We start from the raw sequence: 23,728 nt of genomic DNA, 5'->3' as shown, positions 1-23,728 counted from the left end.
CTTGAGTCAAAGCGCTTAACGTTAAACAATATGTTACTTCGTATTTCCCTTTGAGATTCATTCATGACTGCCCCCTTCCGTTTTCTCGCCTGGCTGATGCTGCCGGCGTTGATGTCGTGCAGCTCTCATCTGCTGGCCGCGACGACCGAGGGCGCTCCACAAGCCCTGCATTTGTTGGACTACATTGGCGCCGACTACCCGCCGACGGTGGAGGCGGGCAAGGTTGTCGATGATTCCGAGTACCGTGAGCAGCTTGAGTTTCTTGGGGTGTTGCAGGGTTTGGTGGCGGATCTGCCGGCCAAGCCCGAGCGCGCCGAGTTGATCAGCGGCGTTGATGAGTTGCTGGCAGCAGTCACTGCCCATGCGGAGGGCGCGACCGTCGCCCGCCAGGCCCGGCAGTTGGGCGCCAAGCTGGCGGTGGCCTATGAAGTCAGCCAGGCCCCGGCGATCACTCCCGACCCTGTGCGCGGCGCGCCGCTCTACGCCCAGCAGTGCTCGGTGTGCCACGGCGCTGCCGGCGCCGGTGATGGCCCAGCGGGCACCGGCATGACGCCGCCGCCCGCCAACCTGACGGACGCCACGCGCCTGGATCGCCTGAGCCTGTATGCGATCTACAACACCCTCGGCCTGGGCGTCGAAGGCACCGACATGCCGTCCTTTGCCGACCAGCTGGACGACCGTCAGCGCTGGGACCTGGCCACCTACATCGCCGGCTTCACCGCCGACCCGGCTGCGGCCAAGAGCGAGCAACCGTTCAACCTCGCCGACCTGGCCCGCCAGACCCCGAACGAAGTGCTGGCAGCCAGCGGCCCAGCCGCCGCCGCGACCTTCCGCGCCCAGCGCGCACAACCGCCGCAGGTCAAGCGTGGCCCGGCGCAGTTGCTCGACTACACCGCGAGCACCCTGGACAAGAGCCTCGCCGCGTTCCGCAGCGGTGATCATGAGCAGGCCTACGACTTGTCCGTCGCCGCCTACCTGGAAGGCTTCGAGCTGGTGGAAAGCTCCCTGGATAACGTCGACGCCAACCTGCGCAAGGACACTGAGAAAGCCCTGATGGCCTATCGGCAATCGTTGCAGGACGGGCTGCCGATCGAACAAGTGCAGCAGCGCCTGGATGTGGCCAAGGGCAAGCTGACTGAATCCGCCGGCCTGCTGGGCAGCGATGGCCTGAGCTGGTCGCTGAGCTACATCTCCGGTTTGCTGATCCTGCTGCGCGAAGGCCTGGAAGCGATCCTGGTATTGGCGGCGATCCTCGCGTTCCTGCGTAACACCGGCCAGCAGTCGGCGGTGCGCAGTGTCAACGTTGGCTGGGGCCTGGCGCTGCTGGCGGGCTTGGCCACCTGGGCGCTGGCGGCGTATGTGATTGACGTCAGCGGTGCCCAGCGTGAACTGCTGGAAGGCTGCACGGCGCTGTTTGCCAGCGTGATGGTGCTGTGGCTCGGCGTGTGGATGCACGACCGCCGCCATGCTGCTGCGTGGCAGGACTACATCAAGAGCAGCCTGGTGGGCGGCGGCGGGCGCTTCGGTTTTGCGATGCTGGCGTTCTTCTCGGTGTATCGCGAGCTGTTCGAAGTGATCCTGTTTTATGAAACCCTGTGGCTGCAAGCCGGCCCGGCTGGGCACAACGCCGTGTTGGCGGGTGGCGCCACGGCGCTGGTGCTGTTGGTGGGCCTGGCGTGGGTGATCCTGCGCGGCTCGGCGAAGCTGCCGTTGGCGCTGTTCTTCGGCATCAATGCGGCGCTGTTGTGCGCGTTGTCGGTGGTGTTTGCCGGGCATGGCGTGAAGGCATTGCAGGAGGCCGGGATCTTCGGCACACGGCCGGTGGCGTTCTTTGACTTTGATTGGCTGGGGATTCATGCCGATGCGTACTCGTTGAGTGCGCAGGCAGTGGCGATCCTGGCGATTGTGGTGTTGTATGGCCGCAGTCGGTTGGCCGAGAAGCGTCGCGCCACTATTTAATCGGGCACAGTCAGTGTGGGAGCGGGCTTGCCCGCGATTGCGGTGTGTCAGTCGATGTAGGTGTTGGCTGATCCGACGCTATCGCGGGCAAGCCCGCTCCCACATTGGATAGATGTTGTTTCTGGAAGGTGTGTTTATGCGCGTATGGATCGATGCCGACGCCTGCCCTCGGGCAGCCAAGGACCAGGTGGTGAAGTTCGCCCTCAAGCGCCAGTTCGACGTGGTACTGGTGGCCGGGCAGAGCCAGATCAAGCCGAGCTTTTCATGCGTAAAGCTGATCGTGGTCCCCAGCGGCCCGGATGCGGCGGATGACTACCTGGTGGAACACGCGGTGCCCGGTGAGTTGGTGATCTGCAGCGATGTACCGCTGGCTGATCGCCTGGTGAAGAAGGGCGTCACCGCCCTAGACCCACGGGGCAAGGAGTTCAGCCCGGCGAACATGAGTGAACGCCTGGCGGTGCGCAACCTGTTCACCGATCTGCGCGAGCAGGGCCAGATGGGCGGCGGGCCACCGCCTCATGGCGAGAAGGACAAGCAGGCGTTTGCCAATGCCCTGGACCGCATCCTCACGCGCCTGATGCGCCAACCCTGACCTGGGCGAGGGAGCTTGCTCCCGCTGGGCTGCGTAGCGGCCCCAAAATCTTGGGAGCGCTGCGCACTCCAGCGGGAGCAAGCTCCCTCGCCACAATAAGCTCCCTTACAACACAAATTCCCTTGCAAGCATCGGTGTTCAGTCGTTCTCGTGGGTCAACTCCAGCACCCGATCCACCAGCTTGTTGATGCCTGAAGCCACCTCGCTGATGCTCTTGCCCACCATATAGGCCGGCGTGCTCACCAGCTTGCGCGCCTTGTCTTCGACGATATCGTCCACTGCACATTCCTGGTGGGTGGCGCCCATCTTGTCCAGCGCCGCCGCCGTGTCGGGGCAGTTGCCGATGGTGCAGGTCACGCCGGGGCCGTAGATTTTTGCCGCCAGGGCCGGGGAGATGCAGATCAGCCCCACCGGCTTGCCCGCTTCGGCGAAGGCTTCGGCCAACGCCAAGACCTGCGGGTTGACGCTGCAACCGGCGCCTGCCACGGCAAAGTTGGACAGGTTCTTCGCCGCCCCAAACCCGCCCGGCACGATCAGCGCGTCGAAGTCGTCGGCGTTGGCTTCACCGATGTCCTTCACCTCGCCGCGGGCGATACGCGCCGACTCCACCAGCACGTTGCGGGTCTCGGGCATCTCCTCGCCGGTGAGGTGGTTGATCACGTGCAGTTGCGCAATGTCGGGGGCAAAGCATTGGACCTGAGCGCCGCGCTGGTCCAGGCGCAGCAGGGTGATCACGCTTTCGTGGACCTCGGCGCCGTCGTACACGCCACAGCCGGAAAGGATCACTGCAATCTTTTTGCTCATGGGCATTTCTCCTGGGTTCATGGCGTTAAATGTCTACTAATTTGTCACCTGTTGCCAATGGGCTCTTGCGCCGCTACACCTACTCTAGATGTAACAAAAATAGACCGGACTAGCCCATGGACTTCGTGCCTTACGCGGTACCGTTTTTCATCGCCTTGATCGTGGTGGAGCTGCTCGCCGACCGCTGGCGTGGCGAGCGCAACTATCGGGTGGCGGACGCCATCAACAGCCTCAGCACCGGTGTGCTGTCCACCACCACGGGGTTGTTGACCAAGGGCGTGGGCCTGTTGACCTACGCTTTCGCCCTCAAGCACCTGGCGCTGTTTGACTTGCCGGCCCAGAACCCCTGGACCTGGGTGTTCGCCTTTGTCTTCTACGACTTCTGCTACTACTGGCTGCACCGCATGGGCCATGAGCGCAATATCCTCTGGGCCGCGCACTCGGTGCATCACCAGAGCGAGGACTACAACCTCAGCACCGCCTTGCGCCAGACCAGCACCGGCTTCCTGCTGAGCTGGATCTTCTACCTGCCGCTGGCCGTGGTCGGCGTGCCGCTGGTGGTGTTTATCAGCGTGGCCTCCCTCAACCTGCTGTATCAATTCTGGGTGCACACGCGCCATGTGCCGAAGCTTGGCTGGTACGAGTGGTTCTTCGTCACGCCGTCCAATCATCGGGCGCACCATGCACAGAACGCTCTCTACATGGATCGCAACTACGGCGGGGTGTTCATTATTTGGGACCGCCTGTTCGGCACCTTCCAGGAAGAAGACGACAACGAACCGGTGATTTTCGGCGTGACCACGCCCCTGGCCAGTTGGAACCCGCTGTGGGCCAACCTGCAGTTTTATGCACAGCTGTGGAGTGATGCGCGGCGCACCGAGCGTTGGTGGGACAAGCTGCGCATCTGGTTCATGCGTACCGGCTGGCGCCCGGCGGATGTGAAGGCCAAGTACCCGTTGGCCAAGCACGACTTGAGTCAGTTCCGTAAGTTCGAGGTGGCGCTGGACGTGCGCCAACAGGTGTACATCGCCCTGCAGTTTGCCGCGTATGTGGGCTTTGGCAGCTACCTGATGAATTTCGGCGAGGGGTTGCCCACGGCCGCGCTGATCCTGGGTTGGAGTGCGATGGCGCTGGGCTTGTTTACCTTGGGCGTGGCCCTGGAGAACCGCCCGTGGGCATTGAAGGCCGAACTGGCGCGGCTGGCGCTGAACGTGCCGCTGGTGTGGCTGGCACCGCAGGTGGGGCTGTGGCCGGCCAGCAACCTGGGCTGGCTGGGCCTGCTGAGCTACAGCCTGCTCAGCGTGATCGGCCTCTACTGCTGTAGAAGCCGACTTACTCGACTGGCGTCTTAGTTGTTTCGACCGGGGCCGGCTCGGCGGCGAGCCGGGCCTTGGCGTCGGCACAGGCCTCGCGGGCGATACGCGCGTTCTTGAAGCGGCGACGCAGCCACAGGCCGAAGCCCAGGACCAGCAAGGCGCCCAGCACCCACAGCTCGTACTTCTTGACGCTGCCCAGCATGCCTTCCAGCACCGCGCCGAAGTGGTACGCCGCGGCGCCCAGTGCGGCCGCCCAGATCGCCGCGCCAATCCCGTTGAGGATCAGGTAGCGCAACGGTGGGTAGCCGGACAGGCCAATCGCTACCGGCATGACCGTGCGCAATCCGTAAACAAAGCGGAAGCTCAATACCCAGAGATCCGGGTGCTTGCGGATATGCCCCAGGGCCTTGTCGCCCATCAATTGCCAGCGGGGCTTGCGGGCCAACAATTTGCGCCCGTGCTTGCGGCCCATGTAATACCAAAGCTGGTCGCCGGCGTAGCTGCCAAAAAAGGCAACGACCACCACCAGGTTGATATCCATGTACCCACGGAACGCCAGGAAGCCTGCGAGAACCAGGATGGTCTCGCCTTCAAAGAAGGTGCCCAGGAAGAGCGCAAAGTAGCCGAAGTCATGCAGAAATTGTTGAAGCATGGTCTGGGGGTGCTGGCGAAATGAACGCGCAGCCTACGCCTTCGTGAACATTCGTGAAAGTATCGAGATGTGTCACGAAGTGAACAATTCCTACATAAACCGCGAATGCGGCTACAGGTCGCACCGATAAGCACAACTGTCATTCATTCGTCATAATGCCCGCTTATAACTGCAACGCTCGCCCGTAAACGCGGGCTCAGGAGTCTGTCGTGAGCTTTACCCCTGCCAATCGCCTGTTCCCCGCTACCCGTCTGCGTCGCAATCGCCGTGATGATTTTTCTCGCCGCCTGGTCCGTGAAAACGTGCTGACGACGAATGATCTGATCCTGCCGGTGTTTGTGCTCGACGGTGAAAATCGCCGGGAAGCGGTGGCCTCGATGCCGGGTGTAGAGCGCTTGACCATCGATCAACTGCTGATCGAAGCGGCAGGCTGGGTCGAGTTGGGCATTCCGGCGCTGGCGCTGTTCCCGGTCACGCCGCCTGAACTCAAGTCCCTTGACGCTGCCGAAGCCTGGAACCCGGAAGGCATCGCCCAGCGCGCCACCCGCGCCCTGCGCGAGCGTTTCCCGGAGCTGGGCGTCATCACCGACGTCGCCCTTGATCCGTTCACCACCCACGGCCAGGATGGCATTCTGGACGAAGACGGCTATGTTCAGAACGACATCACCGTCGATGCGCTGGTCAAGCAAGCCTTGTCCCACGCGGCGGCGGGTGCCCAGGTGGTTGCGCCGTCGGACATGATGGACGGCCGCATCCAGGCGATCCGCGAAGCCCTGGAGCTGGCCGGCCACGTCAACGTGCGGATCATGGCCTACTCGGCCAAGTACGCCAGCGCCTATTACGGCCCGTTCCGCGATGCGGTGGGCTCGGCGCTGAACCTGGGCAAGGCCAACAAGGCTTCGTACCAGATGGACCCGGCCAACAGCCAGGAAGCCCTGCACGAAGTGGCGGCCGACCTCGCCGAAGGCGCCGACATGGTGATGGTCAAGCCCGGGATGCCGTACCTGGACATCCTTTACCGGGTCAAAGAGGAATTCAAGGTGCCGACCTTTGTCTATCAGGTCAGCGGTGAATACGCCATGCACATGGCCGCGATCCAGAACGGTTGGTTGAGTGAAGGGGTGATCCTTGAATCCCTGACTGCCTTTAAACGTGCCGGCGCTGATGGCATTCTGACTTACTTCGCCGCCCGCGCTGCCCAATTGCTTAGAGAGCAACAATAGCCCTCACAGGAACACTCGATGAATACCGAAGGACTCACAGAAGTTGCCGTAAAAGACGCTCACCCGGTGGTTGAACCCGTCACCGAGACCCCGCCAGAGCTGGAGCCAGCACCGCCTGCCGTGGTGGTCGAAGCCCCGGCGCCAGCGCCGGTGGTCGCGGTGACCAACCTGGATGACAGCAGCCTGTACATCCACCGCGAGCTGTCGCAACTGCAATTCAATATCCGCGTGCTGGAGCAGGCGCTGGATGAGTCCTACCCGTTGCTGGAACGGCTGAAGTTCCTGCTGATCTTCTCCAGCAACCTGGACGAGTTCTTCGAGATCCGCGTCGCCGGCCTCAAGAAGCAGATCACCTTCGCCCGTGAACAAGCCGGCGCCGACGGCCTGCAACCCCATCAGGCCCTGGCGCGCATCAGCGAGCTGGTACACGGCCATGTGGACCGCCAGTACGCGATCCTCAACGACATCCTGCTGCCGGAACTGGAAAAACATCAGGTCCGCTTTATCCGTCGCCGTCACTGGACCACCAAGATCAAGACCTGGGTGCGTCGTTACTTCCGTGACGAGATTTCGCCGATCATCACCCCGATCGGCCTCGACCCGACGCACCCGTTCCCGTTGCTGGTGAACAAGAGCCTGAACTTTATCGTCGAGCTGGAAGGCATCGACGCCTTCGGCCGCGATTCCGGCCTGGCGATCATTCCGGCGCCGCGTCTGTTGCCACGGATCATCAAGGTACCGGAAGAGGTGGGGGGCGCTGGCGACAACTATGTATTCCTCTCGTCGATGATCCATGCGCATGCGGACGATCTGTTCCAGGGCATGAAGGTAAAAGGCTGCTACCAGTTCCGCCTGACCCGTAACGCCGACCTGGCGCTGGACTCCGAAGACGTCGAAGACTTGGCTCGCGCCCTGCGCGGCGAGCTGTTCTCGCGGCGCTACGGTGATGCGGTGCGTCTGGAAGTGGCGGATACCTGCCCGAAACACCTGTCGGACTACCTGCTCAAGCAGTTCAACCTCGCAGAGTCCGAGCTGTATCAAGTCAACGGCCCGGTGAACCTGACGCGCCTGTTCAGCATCACCGGCCTGGACAGCCACCCGGAACTGCAATACACGCCGTTCACCCCGCAGATCCCGAAGCTGCTGCAAAACAGCGAGAACATCTTCAGCGTGGTGAGCAAGCAGGACATCCTGCTGCTGCACCCGTTCGAGTCCTTCACCCCGGTGGTCGACCTGCTGCGCCAGGCCGCCAAGGACCCGCATGTATTGGCCGTACGCCAAACGCTTTACCGTTCCGGCGCCAACTCGGAAATCGTCGATGCGCTGGTGGATGCCGCGCGTAACGGCAAGGAAGTCACCGCGGTGATCGAACTGCGCGCGCGCTTCGATGAAGAATCCAACCTGCAACTGGCCAGCCGCCTGCAAGCGGCGGGCGCGGTGGTGATCTACGGCGTGGTCGGCTTCAAGACCCACGCCAAGATGATGCTGATCCTGCGCCGCGAAGCCGGTGAGATCGTGCGCTACGCCCACTTGGGCACCGGCAACTACCACGCCGGCAACGCCAAGCTCTACACCGACTACAGCCTGCTGACGTCCGACGACGCCTTGTGCGAAGACGTCGGCAAGTTGTTCAGCCAGCTGATCGGCATGGGCAAGACCCTGCGCATGAAGAAGCTGCTGCACGCGCCGTTCACCCTCAAGAAGGGCATGCTCGACATGATTGCCCGCGAGACCCAGTTCGCCCTCGACGGCAAACCGGCGCACATCATTGCCAAGTTCAACTCGCTGACCGATCCGAAGATCATCCGCGCGCTGTACAAGGCCAGCCAGTCCGGCGTGCGCATCGACCTGGTGGTGCGTGGCATGTGCTGCCTGCGCCCGGGCATTGTCGGCGTGTCGCACAACATCCACGTGCGGTCGATCATCGGTCGCTTCCTGGAGCACACGCGGGTGTTCTACTTCCTCAATGGCGGCGAAGAGCAGATGTTCCTCTCCAGCGCCGACTGGATGGAGCGCAACCTCGACAAGCGTGTGGAGACGTGCTTCCCGGTGGAAGGCAAGAAGCTGATCATGCGCGTCAAGAAGGAGCTGGAAAGCTACCTGACCGACAACACCCACAGCTGGAGCCTGCAATCGGACGGCCGCTACGTGCGCAACACGCCAACCGGCAACCAGAACCCGCGCAGTGCGCAGGCGACGTTGCTGGAGCGGTTGGGTAGCCCGATCCTCACGGTGAACTAACCCCCGGCGATAACCCAATGTGGGAGCGGGCTTGCCCGCGATAGCGGTAGGTCAGTCAAAGATGCATTGACTGATACTCCGTCATCGCGGGCAAGCCCGCTCCCACATTTGTTTTTGCAGTGTTCTTTAGAGCGCTTTAGCGCACGTTCAGCGTGAACCCCACCCGCGTCAGCCATTCCGCTTCCTGGGCAAAATCCGCCTGGGTCAGTTGGTTCTCATCCAGCCAGCCTTTGGGGAACACCACGTCCAGGCTGTCGCCGTTGGCGCGCAGGGTGACCTGGGGCATTTCCTGGGTGCCACGGATGTGGTGGAACAGGATCGCGAAGCGCAGCAGTACGCACAGGCGGATCAGCTTGCTGCCTTCGTCGCCGAACTCGGCAAACTTGTCCTTGGGGATATTGCGACGATGGCCGCGCACCAGCAGGGCGAGCATTTGCTGGTCTTCGCGGGAGAAACCGGCGAGGTCGGAGTGCTCGATCAGGTAGGCGCCGTGCTTGTGGTAATGGTAGTGGGCGATGTCCAGGCCCACTTCATGCACCTTGGCCGCCCAGCCGAGCAGTTCGCGCCAGACGCCGTCTTCCAGGTCCCAGTCCTCGGCCACTTGGTCGAAGGCGTGCAGGGCTTTGCGCTCCACCCGGGCCGCTTGCTCCAGGTCGACGTGGTAACGCTCCATCAGCGAGCTGAGGGTGCGCTCACGCACGTCTTCGTGATGATGGCGGCCGAGCAGGTCGTAAAGCACGCCTTCACGCAGGGCGCCGTCACAGTGGTCCATGCGTTGCAGTTCGAGGGCGTCGAAGATCGCTTCGAGAATCGCCAGGCCCGCGGGGAAAATGGTGCGACGATCAGGCTTGATGCCGTCGAAGTCGATCTTTTCCGCATCGCCCAGCTTGAACAGCTTGCGCTTGAGCCACGCGAGGCCTTCGGCGTTGACTTCACCGGTGCCATGGCCGCCAGCCTTGAGGGCCAGGCCGATGGCGCGGATGGTGCCGGAGGAGCCGATGGCCTCATCCCACGTCAGGCGGTGCAGGGCGTGTTCGATGCTCATGATCTCCAGCCGCGCCGCCGTATAGGCCTGGGCGTAGCGTGCCGGGGTGATCTTGCCGTCCTTGAAGTAGCGCTGGGTGTAGCTGACGCAGCCCATCTGCAGGCTTTCGCGCAACAGCGGTTCGAAACGCTGGCCAATGATGAATTCGGTACTGCCGCCGCCAATGTCGGCGACCAGGCGCTTGCCCGGGGTGTCGGCCAGGGTGTGGGACACGCCGAGGTAGATCAGGCGCGCTTCTTCACGGCCGGAGATGACTTCTACCGGGTGCCCGAGGATTTCCTCGGCGCGGCGGATGAATTCGCCGCGGTTGCGTGCTTCGCGCAGGGCGTTGGTGCCGACGATGCGTACGGCGCCCAGGGGCATGCCGTTGATCAGTTGGGCAAACCGCTTGAGGCAGTCGAGGCCGCGCTGCATGGATTCTTCGTTGAGCTGGCGCTCGTCGTCGATCCCGGCAGCCAGTTGTACTTTTTCGCCGAGCCGCTCAAGGATGCGGATCTCACCGTTCTGGGCCTTGGCCACGACCATGTGAAAGCTGTTGGAGCCCAGGTCGATGGCGGCGATCAGGGACAGATTCTTGGCTTGGGATTGCGGCATGGTTTGGGGGTCTCGGTCGATAACCTTGCCATCGTGCCACGATCGACCGCTGGAGCCAACGCGTTGTGCTCGGGTAATTTCCCGGGTGTTGTCTGCGGGGAAATACTGTGGGATATGTAGGATGTTGTTTCGCGTGCCGGTTGAGTTTAACTAGTTTGTTGTAAGGAGACTGGTCTAAATCTTCCCTTGTGCAATGAGTAACTTTCCCTACAGGTTAAGGTTTAGTGTTCTATGTGTTATCTGGTGTTGGACTACCTTTGAACTCTACTTGGTTGTCGGTCTATGTTTATCGGTCCCACAATGATTGAGGTGCTGGCTTATTTTTTAGTTGGGCGGCTTGGCGGCAGACTGTCACTCGGCGATTTTGCCGTGGTGTTATTTATTTATGATTTTTATCGATCAACACAAAATAAATGCACCTGAAAACTTTCAGTGATAGGTCGAATATGAAGAAAATTATTGGCTTGACCCTCGGTATCGCATGCTTGGCCGCAGCTCTCGGCGCTCATGCAACCACTGCTGCCGAGCTGAGCGTCAGGGGGACGATCAAACCTGCCGCCTGCAACCTCACCCTGACCGGGGCGGGCGTTGTGAATTACGGCGACATTCCCTCGGGCACGCTGCTGCCGGGAGCGTTCACCCCACTTCAAGAAAGGACCGTTCCCCTGAGTATTACCTGCGCCAGCGGCGCGACCAAGTTCGGGCTGACCTTCAAGGACCTTCAGTCCGCCAGCAAGGTGCCGGGCATTCTGAACGCTCTTGGTACCGGCTATACCGAGGCGCACAACTACGGTTTGGGGATGGTGTCGGCCCGGAAAACCGGCGGTTTTGCGATCACCCTCAGGGACCTCAAGTCGTCGGGTACAACGTTGTTCCCCATCATGCGTGCGAGCGCCAGCACGACCAGTTGGCAAACCAGCGATGGCAAGGCCGCTCAGTCCCCTACCCAGCACTCCTGGCGCAGTGGCACGCCATTTATACCGGCCACCATCTCTCAGTTGAGCGGCACTATCGCCGTGAGGGCGGTTATCAATAGGCCCCAGGACCTGGACCTGAGTCGTGACGTTACGCTTGATGGCCGCGCGTCGCTTGAGTTGAATTACATCTAAGTGATTTAAATACAGCCGATCGAAAACCCAGCGTTTTTTGTCGGCTGTTTTTACGTGGGCGCATGGATGTCAATAGTTCACTCAATGGTCGTGGGGAATACTGAGTGCGTAGTCTTTCAGTTTTAAATAGTGTGCTGCTGTTGAGTGTAAGTGGGTACTTATGTTTTGCCGGTGTAGCGGTCGCGGAGGGCATGTTGCCGGAAACTTCGGTGGTTATACTTCATGAGGAGCAGGGCGAGGCCACGATAAACATCAAAAATACCGATGAGGCCCCCGCGCTGCTTCATTCGGTTGTTGAGAATGTGCCCGAGGACGTTGAGCCGCTATTGATTGTCACGCCGCCCATTACACGGGTGGAGGCGGGTGAAACCCAGCTGGTGCGTTTCATCGCCACGCTGAAGACGCCGCTGAAGACCCAGCGTCTGAAGCGCGTGACGTTCGAGGGCATTCCCCAGGCGCGTGCTGCCGGGGGGGCGACCATTGGTATCACCATTCGACAGAATTTGCCGCTGATCCTGCATCCAAAGGGCCTGCCTCGGCACGACGCGCCCTGGGAATTGCTGACCTGGAGTCGGTCGGGTGAGCGCCTCGCGGTGCATAACGACAGTGCCTATGTGGTGCGTCTGGCGGCAGATGTGCATTTGCTGCCCCAGGGGCGCATGGCAACGTTGCCGCGCACCTACATCCTGCCGGGGGAGACCTTGGCAGCAAGGGTGGAGGGGGCCCTGGGCGACTTGACCGAAGTCGAGATCCAGCCCGCGACGGTCTATGGGTTTTCGGTGGATAGCTACCGGACCTCGGTCAATGCCGATGGAAGGTGATCGAATCATGACCTATCTGTCGAGCAACAGGCTTCCGGTTCCCACGCTGCTCATGGGGTTCGCCACGCTATGGGGCGCCCCGGGCTTTGCCTCCGCGCTGGAGTTGGGGGAGGGTTTTGACCTGGCGGCACTGACCACCTACGGCATTGACCCCAAGGTCTCGGACTACTTCCGCAGTGCAGCGCGTTTTCGCGAGGGTAGCCATGTGGTGGGGCTACGGGTCAATGGCAACCCGCTCGGGCTGGTGGATGCGCAGTTCGATGCGCAGGGGCAATTGTGTTTCACCCCAGGACTGTTGGAAAAAGCCGGGTTGGTGTTGCCCCGGGAGATCGTTCGTAAAGGGGCCACTGCGGACCAGGCCTGCCACGACTTCCTTGGTGCCTTCCCGACAACGATGGTGCGGTTGCGCCCGGGTATCGATGAAGTGGCGCTGGTGGTGCCAACCCAGTCATTTCGAGAGCCGCAATGGGAGGCGGGGCATTTTTCCCAGGGCGGCATGGCGGCCCTGTTCAACTACGACGTGCTGGGCTTCGACAGCCGTTCACGCGGCGGGACCAGTCGGTTTTTGTCGGCCTACAGCGAGGCGGGCTTCAACCTGGGTGATTGGATTGTGCGCAGTCGCCAGTTCTATGTGTCTGACAATGGCGACACCCGTACGGAACACCTGTATGCCTATGCCCAGCGGGATATCGCCACGCTGCATTCGACCTTCCAGGTGGGCCAGATTGCCAGCAACAACCCGTTGTTTGGTGGCGTCCAGCTGTCGGGCGTACAGTTTTCCCCCGATGGCCAGTCACGCGCGCCAGCAGGCAGTAACAATGCCGTGGTGGAGGGGCTGGCCCAAAGTCAGTCACGGATTGAGGTGCGCCAGTCCGGCGTGTTGATCCACAGTACGCTGGTGCCTGAAGGGCCTTTCCGGTTGACGGGGCTGGCGTTGCTCAATGGCACCAGCGACCTGGACGTCAGCGTGATCGATGTACAGGGTGCCAAGCGCAGTTTCGTGGTGCCCGCAGCGTCGTTCGCGGGGGCTGCGCCGACAGCGCCGGGTTACTACTTCTCCCTCGGCAAGATGCGGGAAAACACGGGGGAAGAGGGGCCCTCGCCGGTGGTTGCCATGGGCAGTGGCACGTGGGGCCTGGGGCGCGACTCGTCTGCGGGCTTTGGTTTGTTGAGCACGGATGAATATGCGTCGGCCGGTGGCGCTCTGAGCAGTGTGTTTTTCCAGCGGGTTTCCGTGGGCGCCCGCCACAACCTGTCCCGGGACGGTCGCAACGCCGTATCCGGGGCACGCAGCAGCGTGACCGTGAGCAGCCCGGTGGTTGCCAATATCGACGTCAGCCTCAGCGCAACCCTGCAGAGCCAGGGCTATCGTGAGGTATTCGAGGCGGGCCGTTCGGCCCGGGCCGATGAGCTGGGTTCGCGCTTCAAGCACCAATACACGGCGGGCTTGAGCTGGCTGGACCCTACGCTGGGCGGCTTCTCTGTGGGCTATACCCGCAGCGCCCAATTCGATGCGCAAATGACCGAGCATGTATTTGCCTCATGGAACAAGACGTTCCGCTACGCCGATGTCGCACTGATCGCCGATTCGCAGGTGGGCGGGAGCCATGTTCGCCGTGACACCCCGCCAGCCAGCCGTGGGCGCGACGCCGCGATGGACGACGACCTGTCGGTGCGCCTGCAAGTCAGCGTGCCCCTGGGCGCGGATCGCCGTGTGAAAAGCTATATCAGTCGTCGTGGCGACCAGTCCCGCGCCGGTACGGCCCTCAGTGAGCGGGTCAATGACTATGTGAATTACGAGGTGGGCGTCGAGCGTGATCTCAGCGCCCAGGAGCAATCGACGCGTGGCCAGATCGACCTGATGCCTCGTTATGCCCGGGTTGGCCTTGGCGTCAGTCGTGCCCCATCAAGCACCAGTTACACGGGGCAGCTGCAAGGTGGTGTCGTGGCTCACGAAGGTGGGTTGACATTCTCGCCCTACCCCGTAGGGGACACGTTCGGCATCGTGTCGGTGGGGGATATCGGCGCCGCAAAGGTCGATACCCCGCAAGGGCCGGTGTGGACGGATTTTACCGGGCAGGCGGTGATTGCCAGCTTGCCCGCCTATGCCAACAGCCGCGTCGAAGTGCAGACCCAGTCCTTGCCCAAGCGCGTTGACTTGAAAAACGGCACCCAGGTGCTCGCCGCTGGCCGAGGGTCTTTCAGTACCGTGGCGTTCGATGTGGTGAAGGTGCGCCGGGTCTTGCTCAATGCCAGTGATCAACAAGGTCGGCAACTGCCCCAGGGCGCCTCGGTGTTCGGCAAGGATGATCGTTTCCTGACCAGCGTGGTGGGCGAGGGCATGATTTTCCTGAACGACGCGAGTGAAGCGCAAACGCTGCGGGTTTCATTACCGGACTCTTCCACCTGCCTGATCAGCCTTGATTCCGGTACCCGGCCTGACAATGACATGTTCTATGAGACTCAATCGGCGGTGTGTCATGGTCGGTAACCTGAAGCGTATGGGCTTTGTGCTGTTCTTTGCGATGGTGACAGCGCCGGGGGTGCACGCCGAGAATTGCCGGTTGACCGTGAGCCAGCCGCGCATCGACTATGGTGTTATCCATCGGGAAGCGCTGGTCGAGAAGCCCAACCTGGCGCTTGGCACTCGCACGGTGCAGTTGAACGTAACCTGCGCAGCGCCTGCGGCAATGGCGTTGCGGTTCATCGGGGCGGCAGACGGCAGAGGTTTTTTGTTCGGTCGCCACGGGCGTTTCCATCTGAGGCTCAAGCACGCTCAGGTGGATGGGCGCACCGTTGAGTGGCAGGTGGCCCATCTGCCCGGTGAGACGGCCAGCGGTGAACTGTTGCCAGGCCAGATCCTGGTGGCCCGGGCCGCTGGAGCCCCGGTGACGGGGCAGCGATTGAGCGCTCAGGTCGAGGTCGAAACCACCCTGCCGTCCGCTGCCCTACAGGTACGCAATGAAGAGCGGCTGGAAGGGCAGGGTACGTTCGAGCTGGTCAGCCCGGCGGCTCCGTAGAGCCGATGAAGTTGGCCAACTCGGCGGTTTGCGGGTTGGCGAACAACACCTTGGGGTCCCCCACTTCATGCACCTTGCCTTGGTGCATGAACACCAGCTTGTCGCCGACTTCCCGGGCGAAGCGCATTTCGTGGGTGACCATGATCAGGGTCATGCCGTCCTGGGCCAACTGGCGCACCACACTGAGCACCTCATTGACCAGTTCCGGGTCCAGGGCCGAGGTGATTTCGTCGCACAGCAGCACCTTGGGCGACATGGCCAGGGCGCGGGCGATGGCAACACGTTGCTGCTGGCCACCGGACAGGCGATCAGGGAAAGCGTCGAACTTCTCGCCCAGCCCTACGCGCTCCAGCATTTGCTTGGCCAACTGGGCGGCCTTGGCCTTGGGCACTTTCTGTACGACTTGCGGCGCGAGCATGACGTTTTCGCCGACGGTCAGGTGCGGGAACAGGTTGAACTGCTGGAACACCATGCCGACTTTCTGCCGCAGGCTGCGCAGGTCGGCGCGGGCGGCGTCGAGGTATTCGCCGTCGACTTCGATCACGCCGTCGTTGATCGATTCCAGGCCATTGAGGGTGCGCAGCAAGGTGGACTTGCCCGAGCCACTGCGGCCGATGATCGCCACCACCTGGCCTTCTTCAACGGTCAGGTCGATACCTTTGAGCACATGGTGATCGCCGTAATACTTATGCAGGGCGGAAATTCTAAGCAGAGGCATGCAGTCTCCTTTCCAGGTAGCGCGCACTGAGGGACAAGGGGTAGCAGAGCAAAAAGTAACCAAGGGCCACCAGGCCGTAGACCATGAAGGGCTCGAAGGTGGCGTTGGCGAGCATGCCGCCGGTCTTGGTCAGTTCGGTGAAGCCGATGATCGAGGTCACGGCGGTGCCTTTGACCACCTGCACCGAGAAACCCACAGTGGGTGCCACGGCAATGCGCAGGGCCTGGGGCAGGATCACGTAGCGCAGCTGTTCCAGCGGGTTCAGCGCCAGGCTGGCCGAGGCTTCCCATTGCCCGTGGGCGATGGAATCGACGCAGCCGCGCCAGATTTCGGCGAGGTAGGCGCTGGTAAACAGGGTCAGGGCAATCGCGGCGGCGAGCCACGGCGAGATATCCACACCGAGCAGGGCGATGCCGAAAAACACCAGGAACAGCTGCATCAGCAGCGGCGTGCCCTGGAACAGTTCGATATAGGTGCGTGCGAGGTTGCGCGCAAAGGACTTGCGGCTGATGCGCATGGTCATCACCAGCAAGCCGATCACGCCGCCGCCGATAAACGCCACGAGCGACAGCAACAGCGTCCATTGCAGGCCGGTGAGCAGGTTGCGCACGATGTCCCAGAACGAAAAATCACTCATCGGCTATTCCTCATCACGAAGCGGCGGCCGATCCAGTTGAGCAGTTGGCGAATCATCAGCGCCATGCACAGGTACACCAAGGTGGTCAGGGCGTAGGTTTCAAAGGCGCGGAAGTTGCGCGACTGGATAAAGTTGGCGGCAAAGCTCAGCTCTTCGGTGGCGATCTGTGAGCACACCGCCGAGCCGAGCATCACGATGATGATCTGGCTGCTCAGGGCCGGCCACACCTTGCCCAGCGCTGGCAGCAGCACCACATGGCGGAAGGCTTCGAAGCGTGTCATCGCCAGCGCCGCCGCGGCTTCCAGCTGCCCGCGCGGGATGGCCTGGATGCCGGCGCGGATGATCTCGGTGGAGTAGGCGCCGAGGTTGATCACCATCGCCAGCACGGCGGCTTGCCACTCGGTAATCTTCAGCCCCAGGGACGGCAGGCCGAAGAAGATGAAAAACAGCTGCACCAGGAACGGCGTGTTGCGGATCAACTCGACGTACACCCCGAAGAACCAGGCGAACGGCTGGATCTTCCACGCCCGTACCACGGCGCCGACAGTGCCCAGGGCCACGCCGAGGATGGCGCCGATGGCTGTCAGCTCAAGAGTGAACAGTGCGCCGCGCAACAGCAGGTCGGTATTGGCCAGCACGGGCACAAAGTCGAATTGATAGGCCATGGGTCAGCTCCGCCTCAGAGGTCAGCCGGCAGTGGCTCTTTGAGCCATTGCAGCGCGTTCTTTTCCAGGCTGCCGTCGGCCTTGGCTGCAACGAGGATTTGATTGACCTTCTCCAGCAGCGCCGGCTCGTTCTTGTTCACGCCCACGTACACCGGCGAGTCCTTGAGTTTCACTTTCAGTGCCGGCACGCGTTTCGGGCTGCGTTCGCTGATCGCCACCATCACCACGTTGCCGCTGGCGATCAGGTCGACCTGGCCGGCGAGGTAGGCGGCGATGGTGGAGTTGTTGTCTTCGAAGCGCTTGATCGTGGCTTCCTTGGGGGCGACGGCGGTCAGCTCGATGTCTTCGATGGCGCCACGGGTCACGCTGATGGTCTTGCCCTTGAGGTCGTCGAGGCCGGTGACAGGCGCATCAGGCGGGCCGAACACCGCCAGGTAGAACGGCGCGTAGGCCTTGGAGAAGTCGATGACCTTTTCCCGCTCGGCGTTCTTGCCCAGGCTGGAGATCACCAGGTCGACCTTGCCGGTGGTCAGGAACGGAATGCGGTTGGTGCTGTTCACCGGCGTCAGTTCCAGCTTGACCTTGAGCTGTTCGGCCAACAGCTTGGCGGTGTCGATGTCCAGGCCGCGCGGTTTCATGTCCGGGCCGACCGAGCCGAACGGCGGGAAATCCTGGGGCACGGCGACCTTGAGGGTGCCACGGGCGACGATATCGTCCAGACCATTGGCCTGGGCGGGTGCCTGGCCCAGCATCAGGCTGGCAAACAGGGCAGTGAGCAGGGCGCTGTAGCGCTTGGTCATGGCAACTCTCCGAGGGGCGAAGGAATGTTCTGGATTTGACTCATGGGGTGATTGCACAGCCCATGCCATGACGTGTGGGATTAGCTGGAACCCAGGGGTTTGTTGCGTTGCGGTGGTCTTACTGGTCTGAACAGTGGCTGCATTTTTCGCACTCTTTTCGAGCGCCGCCAAAACCCTGCGAGCCCCTTTGGGGCGTGGCTTGCCGCCCGCTGCGAATAGCTTTACAACTAGCCACTCAGTTGACCGGAACCTTGAGTTTTTTATGAATACCATCGCCCAAGCCGTACCGGAAGCGGCCCTGCAGGCCATCCGCAAACTGATCAAGGAACAAGGCTTCGGCCCGGGCGATGCGTTGCCCTCCCAGCGCGATCTGGCGGTGCAACTGGGCGTGAGCCGGGCGTCGTTGCGCGAGGCGCTGTCGTCATTGAGCGCCTTGGGCGTGGTCAGCGTGCAGCCGGGCAAAGGCGTGTTTGTACAGGCAGCGGAGGAGGCGCCGGGGTTTGCCTGGCCCTTCGCCGCGCAGGCCACGCCGCTGGATATCTTCCAGCTGCGCTATGCCCTTGAAGGTTTTGCGGCGGGGCTGGCGGCGGTGACGCTGAGCACGGCTGAGCTGGACAGCCTTGAGGACAATGTCGAGGCGATGCGCAAGGTGCTCAAGGCCGGCGATTTTGACGCGGCGGCACGGCTGGACTTCGAATTCCACCAGCGCATCCTGCTGGCCAGCGGCAACCAGGCGATGGTGAGCATCCTCAGCGCCAGTGCGGAGGTGTTCCTGGAGAGCCAGAAACTACCGTTCATCCGGCCGGAACGGGCCATGGAAACCTGGCAGGAACATCGCAAGATCCTGCGCGCCCTGGCCCGGCGTGCCAGTGCCGCGGCGCAGAAAACCATGCAGGAGCACGTGCGCAATGCCGCGCTGCGCACCGGGATTGCCTTCGTCACGCCCGTAGCGCCTTGAGTTGGGCTATACCGGTCATAGCAAGACTCAATCAGAGGCGGCTTCCTGAACGGTGGAAGGGCGGCTATGATGGGCCACGTTTTTTTTGCTTACAAACCGGAGACATCCATGAGCAACGATCTTATCAAGCACGTCACCGACGCGACCTTTGAGGCCGAAGTACTCAAGGCTGCTGGCCCGGTGCTGGTTGACTACTGGGCTGAATGGTGCGGCCCTTGCAAAATGATCGCGCCTGTTCTGGACGACATTGCTACTGCTTACGAAGGCAAACTGACCATTGCCAAGCTGAACATCGACGACAACCAGGAAACCCCGGCCAAGCACGGCGTGCGTGGTATCCCGACGCTGATGCTGTTCAAGGATGGTGACGTTGCAGCCACTAAAGTAGGCGCACTGTCGAAGTCCCAGCTGCAAGCTTTCCTCGACGCGAACATCTAAACGTCGTCAAAAAAGCCCCGCAAATTGCGGGGCTTTTTCGTGAAACAGGGCTAGACGCTCCGAAACTCAGGTGATACATTCGGCCCCGCACTGGTTTCTCCACTGCCCCCTGCATGCCGTCGCCGACGCACTCCTTTTCGATTAGTACGCGATCCTGTCGCCTTCTCTGCGGCGCGGCCTCATTAAGCCAAAAGCTTAATTTCCCCCCTCCATAAATGATTACGTCATTCCTATATGAATCTGACTGAACTCAAGCAAAAGCCGATTACCGACCTGCTCCAGCTGGCCGAAGAAATGGGCATAGAAAATATGGCCCGTTCGCGCAAGCAGGACGTGATTTTCTCCCTGCTGAAAAAGCACGCGAAAAGCGGCGAGGAAATCTCCGGTGATGGCGTGCTGGAGATTCTCCAGGACGGCTTCGGCTTCCTCCGCTCTGCTGACGCCTCCTATCTCGCCGGCCCAGACGACATTTACGTCTCGCCGAGCCAGATCCGTCGCTTCAACTTGCGCACCGGTGACACCATCGTTGGCAAGATCCGCCCTCCAAAGGAAGGCGAGCGTTATTTCGCCCTGCTCAAGGTCGACACGATCAACTTCGATCGTCCCGAGAACGCGAAGAACAAGATTCTCTTCGAGAACCTGACGCCGCTGTTCCCGACCGTGCGCATGAAGATGGAAGCCGGCAACGGTTCCACCGAAGACTTGACCGGCCGTGTGATCGACCTGTGCGCGCCGATCGGCAAGGGCCAGCGTGGCCTGATCGTCGCACCGCCGAAAGCCGGTAAGACCATCATGCTGCAGAACATTGCAGCGAACATCGCACGTAACAATCCTGAAGTTCACCTGATCGTATTGCTGATCGATGAACGTCCGGAAGAAGTGACCGAAATGCAGCGCACCGTGCGCGGCGAAGTGGTTGCCTCGACGTTCGATGAGCCGCCAACCCGCCACGTGCAGGTTGCCGAAATGGTGATCGAGAAGGCTAAGCGCCTGGTCGAACACAAGAAAGACGTGGTGATCCTGCTCGACTCCATCACCCGTCTGGCCCGTGCCTACAACACCGTGATCCCGAGCTCCGGCAAGGTATTGACCGGTGGTGTCGATGCCCACGCCCTGGAGAAACCGAAGCGTTTCTTCGGCGCCGCGCGAAACATCGAAGAAGGCGGCTCGCTGACCATTATCGCCACCGCACTGGTTGAAACCGGTTCGAAGATGGACGAAGTGATCTACGAAGAGTTCAAGGGTACCGGCAACATGGAACTGCCCCTGGACCGTCGCATCGCGGAAAAACGCGTGTTCCCGGCGATCAACATCAACCGTTCCGGCACCCGCCGCGAAGAGTTGCTGACCGCCGACGACGAACTGCAGCGCATGTGGATCCTGCGCAAGCTGCTGCACCCGATGGACGAAGTCGCCGCCATCGAGTTCCTGGTCGACAAGCTGAAAACCACCAAGACCAACGACGAGTTCTTCCTGTCGATGAAGCGCAAGTAATACCGCGTTTCAGGTCCGAAAGAATGGCGCCCTCAGGGGCGCCATTTTTTTTGCGCCCGCTTTTTCAGCGCCCGGCAGCCAAATGCCCCTCGGAGCAGGTAGGATGTACGCCTATTTTACGGGTGGCATGGTTAATGAAATTCAAGGATCTTCGGGATTTCGTGCAGCAACTTGAGCAGCGCGGAGAGTTGAAACGTATCCAGATGCCGGTGTCCCCGGTCCTGGAAATGACTGAGATTTGCGACCGCACCCTGCGCAACAAGGGCCCGGCGCTGCTGTTCGAAAACCCGACCGGCTATGACATCCCGGTGCTCGGCAACCTGTTCGGCACGCCCGAGCGCGTGGCCTTTGGCATGGGCGCCGAATCGGTCAGCGAACTGCGCGAGATCGGCAAGCTGCTGGCCTTCCTCAAGGAACCCGAGCCGCCCAAGGGTTTGAAGGATGCCTGGTCGAAGCTGCCGATCTTCCGCAAGATCATTGCCATGGCGCCCAAGGTGGTCAAGGACGCGGTGTGCCAGGAAGTGGTCATCGAAGGCGATGACGTCGACCTGGCCATGCTCCCGGTGCAGACCTGCTGGCCCGGCGACGTCGGCCCGCTGATCACCTGGGGCCTGACCGTCACCAAAGGCCCGAACAAGGACCGCCAGAACCTCGGCATCTACCGCCAGCAAGTGATCGGCCGCAACAAGGTGATCATGCGCTGGCTGAGCCACCGTGGCGGCGCGCTGGACTTCCGTGAGTGGTGCGAGAAGCATCCGGGCCAGCCGTTCCCTGTCTCCGTGGCCCTGGGCGCCGATCCAGCCACCATCCTCGGCGCCGTAACCCCGGTGCCCGACAGCCTGTCCGAGTACGCCTTCGCCGGCCTGCTGCGCGGCAACCGCACCGAGCTGGTGAAGTGCCGTGGCAACGACCTGCAAGTGCCGGCCACCGCCGAAATCATCCTTGAAGGCGTGATTCACCCGGGCGAAATGGCCGACGAAGGCCCGTACGGCGACCACACCGGTTACTACAACGAAGTGGACAGCTTCCCGGTGTTCACCGTCGAGCGCATCACCCACCGGATCAAGCCGATCTACCACAGCACCTACACCGGCCGTCCGCCGGATGAACCGGCGATCCTTGGCGTGGCGCTCAACGAAGTGTTCGTGCCGATCCTGCAAAAGCAATTCCCGGAAATCACCGACTTCTACCTGCCGCCCGAAGGCTGCTCGTACCGCATGGCCATCGTGACCATGAAGAAGTCGTACCCGGGCCATGCCAAGCGGGTAATGCTCGGTGTGTGGTCGTTTTTGCGACAGTTCATGTACACCAAGTTCGTTATTGTCACCGACGACGATATCAACGCCCGCGACTGGAACGACGTGATCTGGGCCATCACCACGCGCATGGACCCCAAGCGCGACACGGTGATGATCGACAACACGCCGATCGACTACCTCGACTTCGCCTCGCCGGTGTCGGGCCTGGGCTCGAAGATGGGCCTGGACGCCACGCACAAGTGGCCGGGTGAAACCACCCGCGAGTGGGGCCGGGTGATCGTCAAGGATGAAGCCGTCACGGCCCGTGTCGATGCCATGTGGAAAGAATTGGGAATAGATTGATGCGTGTAACCCTGCAACCTTCCGGCGCCATCCTGGAGCTGGTCCCCGGCGAGCGAATCCTCGAAGGCGCGCGGCGCCTGGGCTACGAATGCCCCCAGGCCTGTCGCAACGGCGTGTGCCATATATGCGCCGCGCTGCTGGTGGAAGGCCGGGTGCAGCAAGCCGGTGAGGTGCGCGACCACGGTGAGTTCTACACTTGCATTGCCGAGCCGCTGGAAGATTGCATCGTGCTGTGGGATGGCGTGCTGGCACCGGGAGAGTTGCCGTTGCGCAAGTTGTCGTGCCAATTGAGCGAGTGCGTGGACGTCGGTGGCGACGTGTGGCGCGTGCGCCTGCGCGCGCCGGCCGGCAAGGCGGTGCGTTACCACGCCGGGCAATACCTGATGATCGAGCGGGACAATGGCGAGAAGTCGGCGTTCTCCCTGGCGTCGGCGCCCCACGGCGGGCGTGAGCTGGAACTGCATGTGCTGGCCCGCGAAGACAGCGCCCGCAGCCTGCTGGCGCAACTGCAGCGCGACCAGATGGCGCGCATCGAACTGCCCTTTGGCGACACCCACCTGGCCGAATTGCCGGACGGGCCACTGGTCTTGATCGCCGCCGGCACCGGCATGGCGCAGATGCACAGCCTGATCGAACACTGCCGCGCTTCCGGCTTCAAGCACCCGGTGCACCTGTACTGGGGCGTGCGGCGCCCGGAAGATTTCTACGAAATCGAACACTGGGACCAGTGGCAGCAACTGCCCAACCTGTTCCTGCACAAAGTCGTCAGCGACCTGTGCGGCTGGGAAGGGCGCTGCGGGTTGTTGCATGAAGCGGTGTGCGAAGACATCAGCGACCTCAAGGCCGTGCACGTCTACGCCAGCGGTTCACCGGCGATGATCTACGGCACCCTGGATGCGTTGGTCGAGGCCGGGATGGATGCGCACCAGATGCGCGCCGACGTGTTTGCCTACGCCCCCCGCCCCTGAAGCATTACGCTGAACCCCTGTGGGAGCTGGCTTGCCTGCGATAGCGGTGTGCCAGCCAGCCCATATTTTCCTG

21 protein-coding genes are annotated in these 23,728 nt (G+C 61.9%); 14 read left to right on the top strand and 7 right to left on the bottom strand.

The genetic code is table 11. From position 1 onward, the window contains the following. Positions 1-63: 63 nt before the first annotated feature. Positions 64-1,959, top strand: coding sequence for an FTR1 family protein (locus B348_RS0115375; protein ID WP_017736963.1), 1,896 nt, complete (start codon positions 64-66; stop codon positions 1,957-1,959). A 136-nt stretch (positions 1,960-2,095) separates the two neighbouring features. Continuing rightward, positions 2,096-2,551 carry a YaiI/YqxD family protein gene (locus B348_RS0115370; protein ID WP_026136811.1) on the top strand — a complete coding sequence of 152 codons (456 nt, stop codon included), beginning with the start codon at positions 2,096-2,098 and terminating at the stop codon, positions 2,549-2,551. 138 nt (positions 2,552-2,689) lie between these two features. Here the strand turns inward: B348_RS0115370 and elbB are convergent, their stop codons facing one another. Then, positions 2,690-3,355, bottom strand: a complete 666-nt coding sequence (elbB, locus tag B348_RS0115365) for an isoprenoid biosynthesis glyoxalase ElbB (RefSeq protein ID WP_017736961.1) — start codon at positions 3,353-3,355, stop codon at positions 2,690-2,692. 116 nt (positions 3,356-3,471) lie between these two features. Here elbB and B348_RS0115360 point away from each other — a divergent pair, with 116 nt between their 5' ends. Beyond that, positions 3,472-4,707, top strand: coding sequence for a sterol desaturase family protein (locus B348_RS0115360; RefSeq protein ID WP_017736960.1), 1,236 nt, complete (start codon positions 3,472-3,474; stop codon positions 4,705-4,707). Here B348_RS0115360 and B348_RS0115355 read toward each other — a convergent pair. After that, entirely contained in the window at positions 4,688-5,323 is a 636-nt protein-coding gene (locus tag B348_RS0115355; RefSeq protein ID WP_017736959.1) for a DedA family protein, read from the bottom strand. The two genes, B348_RS0115360 and B348_RS0115355, sit on opposite strands and share 20 nt — an antisense overlap. Positions 5,324-5,532: 209 nt before the next feature. Between B348_RS0115355 and hemB the strand changes: the two genes are divergently transcribed. Both hemB and ppk1 read left to right on the top strand, forming a co-directional pair. Continuing rightward, positions 5,533-6,546: a porphobilinogen synthase gene (hemB, locus tag B348_RS0115350; protein ID WP_017736958.1), complete on the top strand. Its 1,014-nt coding sequence runs from the start codon at positions 5,533-5,535 to the stop codon at positions 6,544-6,546. 18 nt (positions 6,547-6,564) lie between these two features. Continuing rightward, positions 6,565-8,787 (top strand): polyphosphate kinase 1, encoded by a 2,223-nt coding sequence (gene ppk1, locus B348_RS0115345; RefSeq protein ID WP_017736957.1) that lies wholly within the window; start codon positions 6,565-6,567, stop codon positions 8,785-8,787. A 136-nt stretch (positions 8,788-8,923) separates the two neighbouring features. Here ppk1 and ppx read toward each other — a convergent pair whose 3' ends face one another. Beyond that, on the bottom strand, positions 8,924-10,426 hold the full coding sequence (gene ppx, locus B348_RS0115340) for an exopolyphosphatase (RefSeq protein ID WP_017736956.1): 1,503 nt from the start codon (positions 10,424-10,426) through the stop codon (positions 8,924-8,926). A gap of 446 nt (positions 10,427-10,872) precedes the next feature. Between ppx and B348_RS0115335 the strand changes: the two genes are divergently transcribed. From B348_RS0115335 to B348_RS0115320, 4 genes are all read left to right on the top strand, one after another. Next, positions 10,873-11,535, top strand: a complete 663-nt coding sequence (locus B348_RS0115335) for a DUF1120 domain-containing protein (protein WP_026136810.1) — start codon at positions 10,873-10,875, stop codon at positions 11,533-11,535. A gap of 104 nt (positions 11,536-11,639) precedes the next feature. Continuing rightward, on the top strand, positions 11,640-12,356 hold the full coding sequence (locus B348_RS0115330; protein WP_157356512.1) for a fimbria/pilus chaperone family protein: 717 nt from the start codon (positions 11,640-11,642) through the stop codon (positions 12,354-12,356). Positions 12,357-12,363: 7 nt separating this feature from the next. After that, positions 12,364-14,847: a fimbria/pilus outer membrane usher protein gene (locus B348_RS0115325; RefSeq protein ID WP_017736953.1), complete on the top strand. Its 2,484-nt coding sequence runs from the start codon at positions 12,364-12,366 to the stop codon at positions 14,845-14,847. Then, positions 14,837-15,376, top strand: coding sequence for a DUF1120 domain-containing protein (locus tag B348_RS0115320; protein ID WP_017736952.1), 540 nt, complete (start codon positions 14,837-14,839; stop codon positions 15,374-15,376). Before B348_RS0115325 ends, B348_RS0115320 begins: the two co-directional genes overlap by 11 nt. Here B348_RS0115320 and B348_RS0115315 read toward each other — a convergent pair. The 4 genes from B348_RS0115315 to B348_RS0115300 are packed head-to-tail and all read right to left on the bottom strand — an operon-like array spanning position 15,357 to position 18,196. Next, positions 15,357-16,094: an amino acid ABC transporter ATP-binding protein gene (locus tag B348_RS0115315; protein WP_017736951.1), complete on the bottom strand. Its 738-nt coding sequence runs from the start codon at positions 16,092-16,094 to the stop codon at positions 15,357-15,359. The two genes, B348_RS0115320 and B348_RS0115315, sit on opposite strands and share 20 nt — an antisense overlap. Further along, complete coding sequence (locus B348_RS0115310; protein ID WP_017736950.1) at positions 16,081-16,731, bottom strand: amino acid ABC transporter permease; 651 nt, start codon at positions 16,729-16,731, stop codon at positions 16,081-16,083. The genes B348_RS0115315 and B348_RS0115310 overlap by 14 nt, the downstream gene beginning before the upstream one ends. Further along, positions 16,728-17,396: an amino acid ABC transporter permease gene (locus B348_RS0115305; protein ID WP_017736949.1), complete on the bottom strand. Its 669-nt coding sequence runs from the start codon at positions 17,394-17,396 to the stop codon at positions 16,728-16,730. The genes B348_RS0115310 and B348_RS0115305 overlap by 4 nt, the downstream gene beginning before the upstream one ends. A 14-nt stretch (positions 17,397-17,410) precedes the next feature. Then, positions 17,411-18,196 (bottom strand): transporter substrate-binding domain-containing protein, encoded by a 786-nt coding sequence (locus B348_RS0115300; protein ID WP_017736948.1) that lies wholly within the window; start codon positions 18,194-18,196, stop codon positions 17,411-17,413. Positions 18,197-18,458: 262 nt separating this feature from the next. On the opposite strand from B348_RS0115300, the gene B348_RS0115295 reads away from it, so the two are divergent. The 5 genes from B348_RS0115295 to B348_RS0115275 all read left to right on the top strand — a co-directional run bounded on the left by B348_RS0115295 (position 18,459) and on the right by B348_RS0115275 (position 23,655). Next, complete coding sequence (locus B348_RS0115295; RefSeq protein ID WP_017736947.1) at positions 18,459-19,154, top strand: FadR/GntR family transcriptional regulator; 696 nt, start codon at positions 18,459-18,461, stop codon at positions 19,152-19,154. 108 nt (positions 19,155-19,262) lie between these two features. Beyond that, complete coding sequence (gene trxA, locus B348_RS0115290) at positions 19,263-19,592, top strand: thioredoxin TrxA (protein WP_017736946.1); 330 nt, start codon at positions 19,263-19,265, stop codon at positions 19,590-19,592. Positions 19,593-19,826: 234 nt separating this feature from the next. Beyond that, positions 19,827-21,086, top strand: coding sequence for a transcription termination factor Rho (gene rho / locus B348_RS0115285; protein ID WP_016973082.1), 1,260 nt, complete (start codon positions 19,827-19,829; stop codon positions 21,084-21,086). 134 nt (positions 21,087-21,220) lie between these two features. Continuing rightward, a complete protein-coding gene (gene ubiD, locus B348_RS0115280; protein WP_017736945.1) occupies positions 21,221-22,687 on the top strand; it encodes a 4-hydroxy-3-polyprenylbenzoate decarboxylase in 1,467 nt (488 codons plus the stop codon). Continuing rightward, positions 22,687-23,655, top strand: a complete 969-nt coding sequence (locus B348_RS0115275; RefSeq protein WP_017736944.1) for a CDP-6-deoxy-delta-3,4-glucoseen reductase — start codon at positions 22,687-22,689, stop codon at positions 23,653-23,655. Before ubiD ends, B348_RS0115275 begins: the two co-directional genes overlap by 1 nt. Positions 23,656-23,728: the final 73 nt, after the last annotated feature.

The organism is Pseudomonas sp. CBZ-4, assembly GCF_000346755.1.
GTDB lineage: Bacteria > Pseudomonadota > Gammaproteobacteria > Pseudomonadales > Pseudomonadaceae > Aquipseudomonas.
The sequence above is the reverse complement of the archived record's forward strand: the minus strand, read 5'-3'. Positions and strand labels throughout refer to the sequence as shown.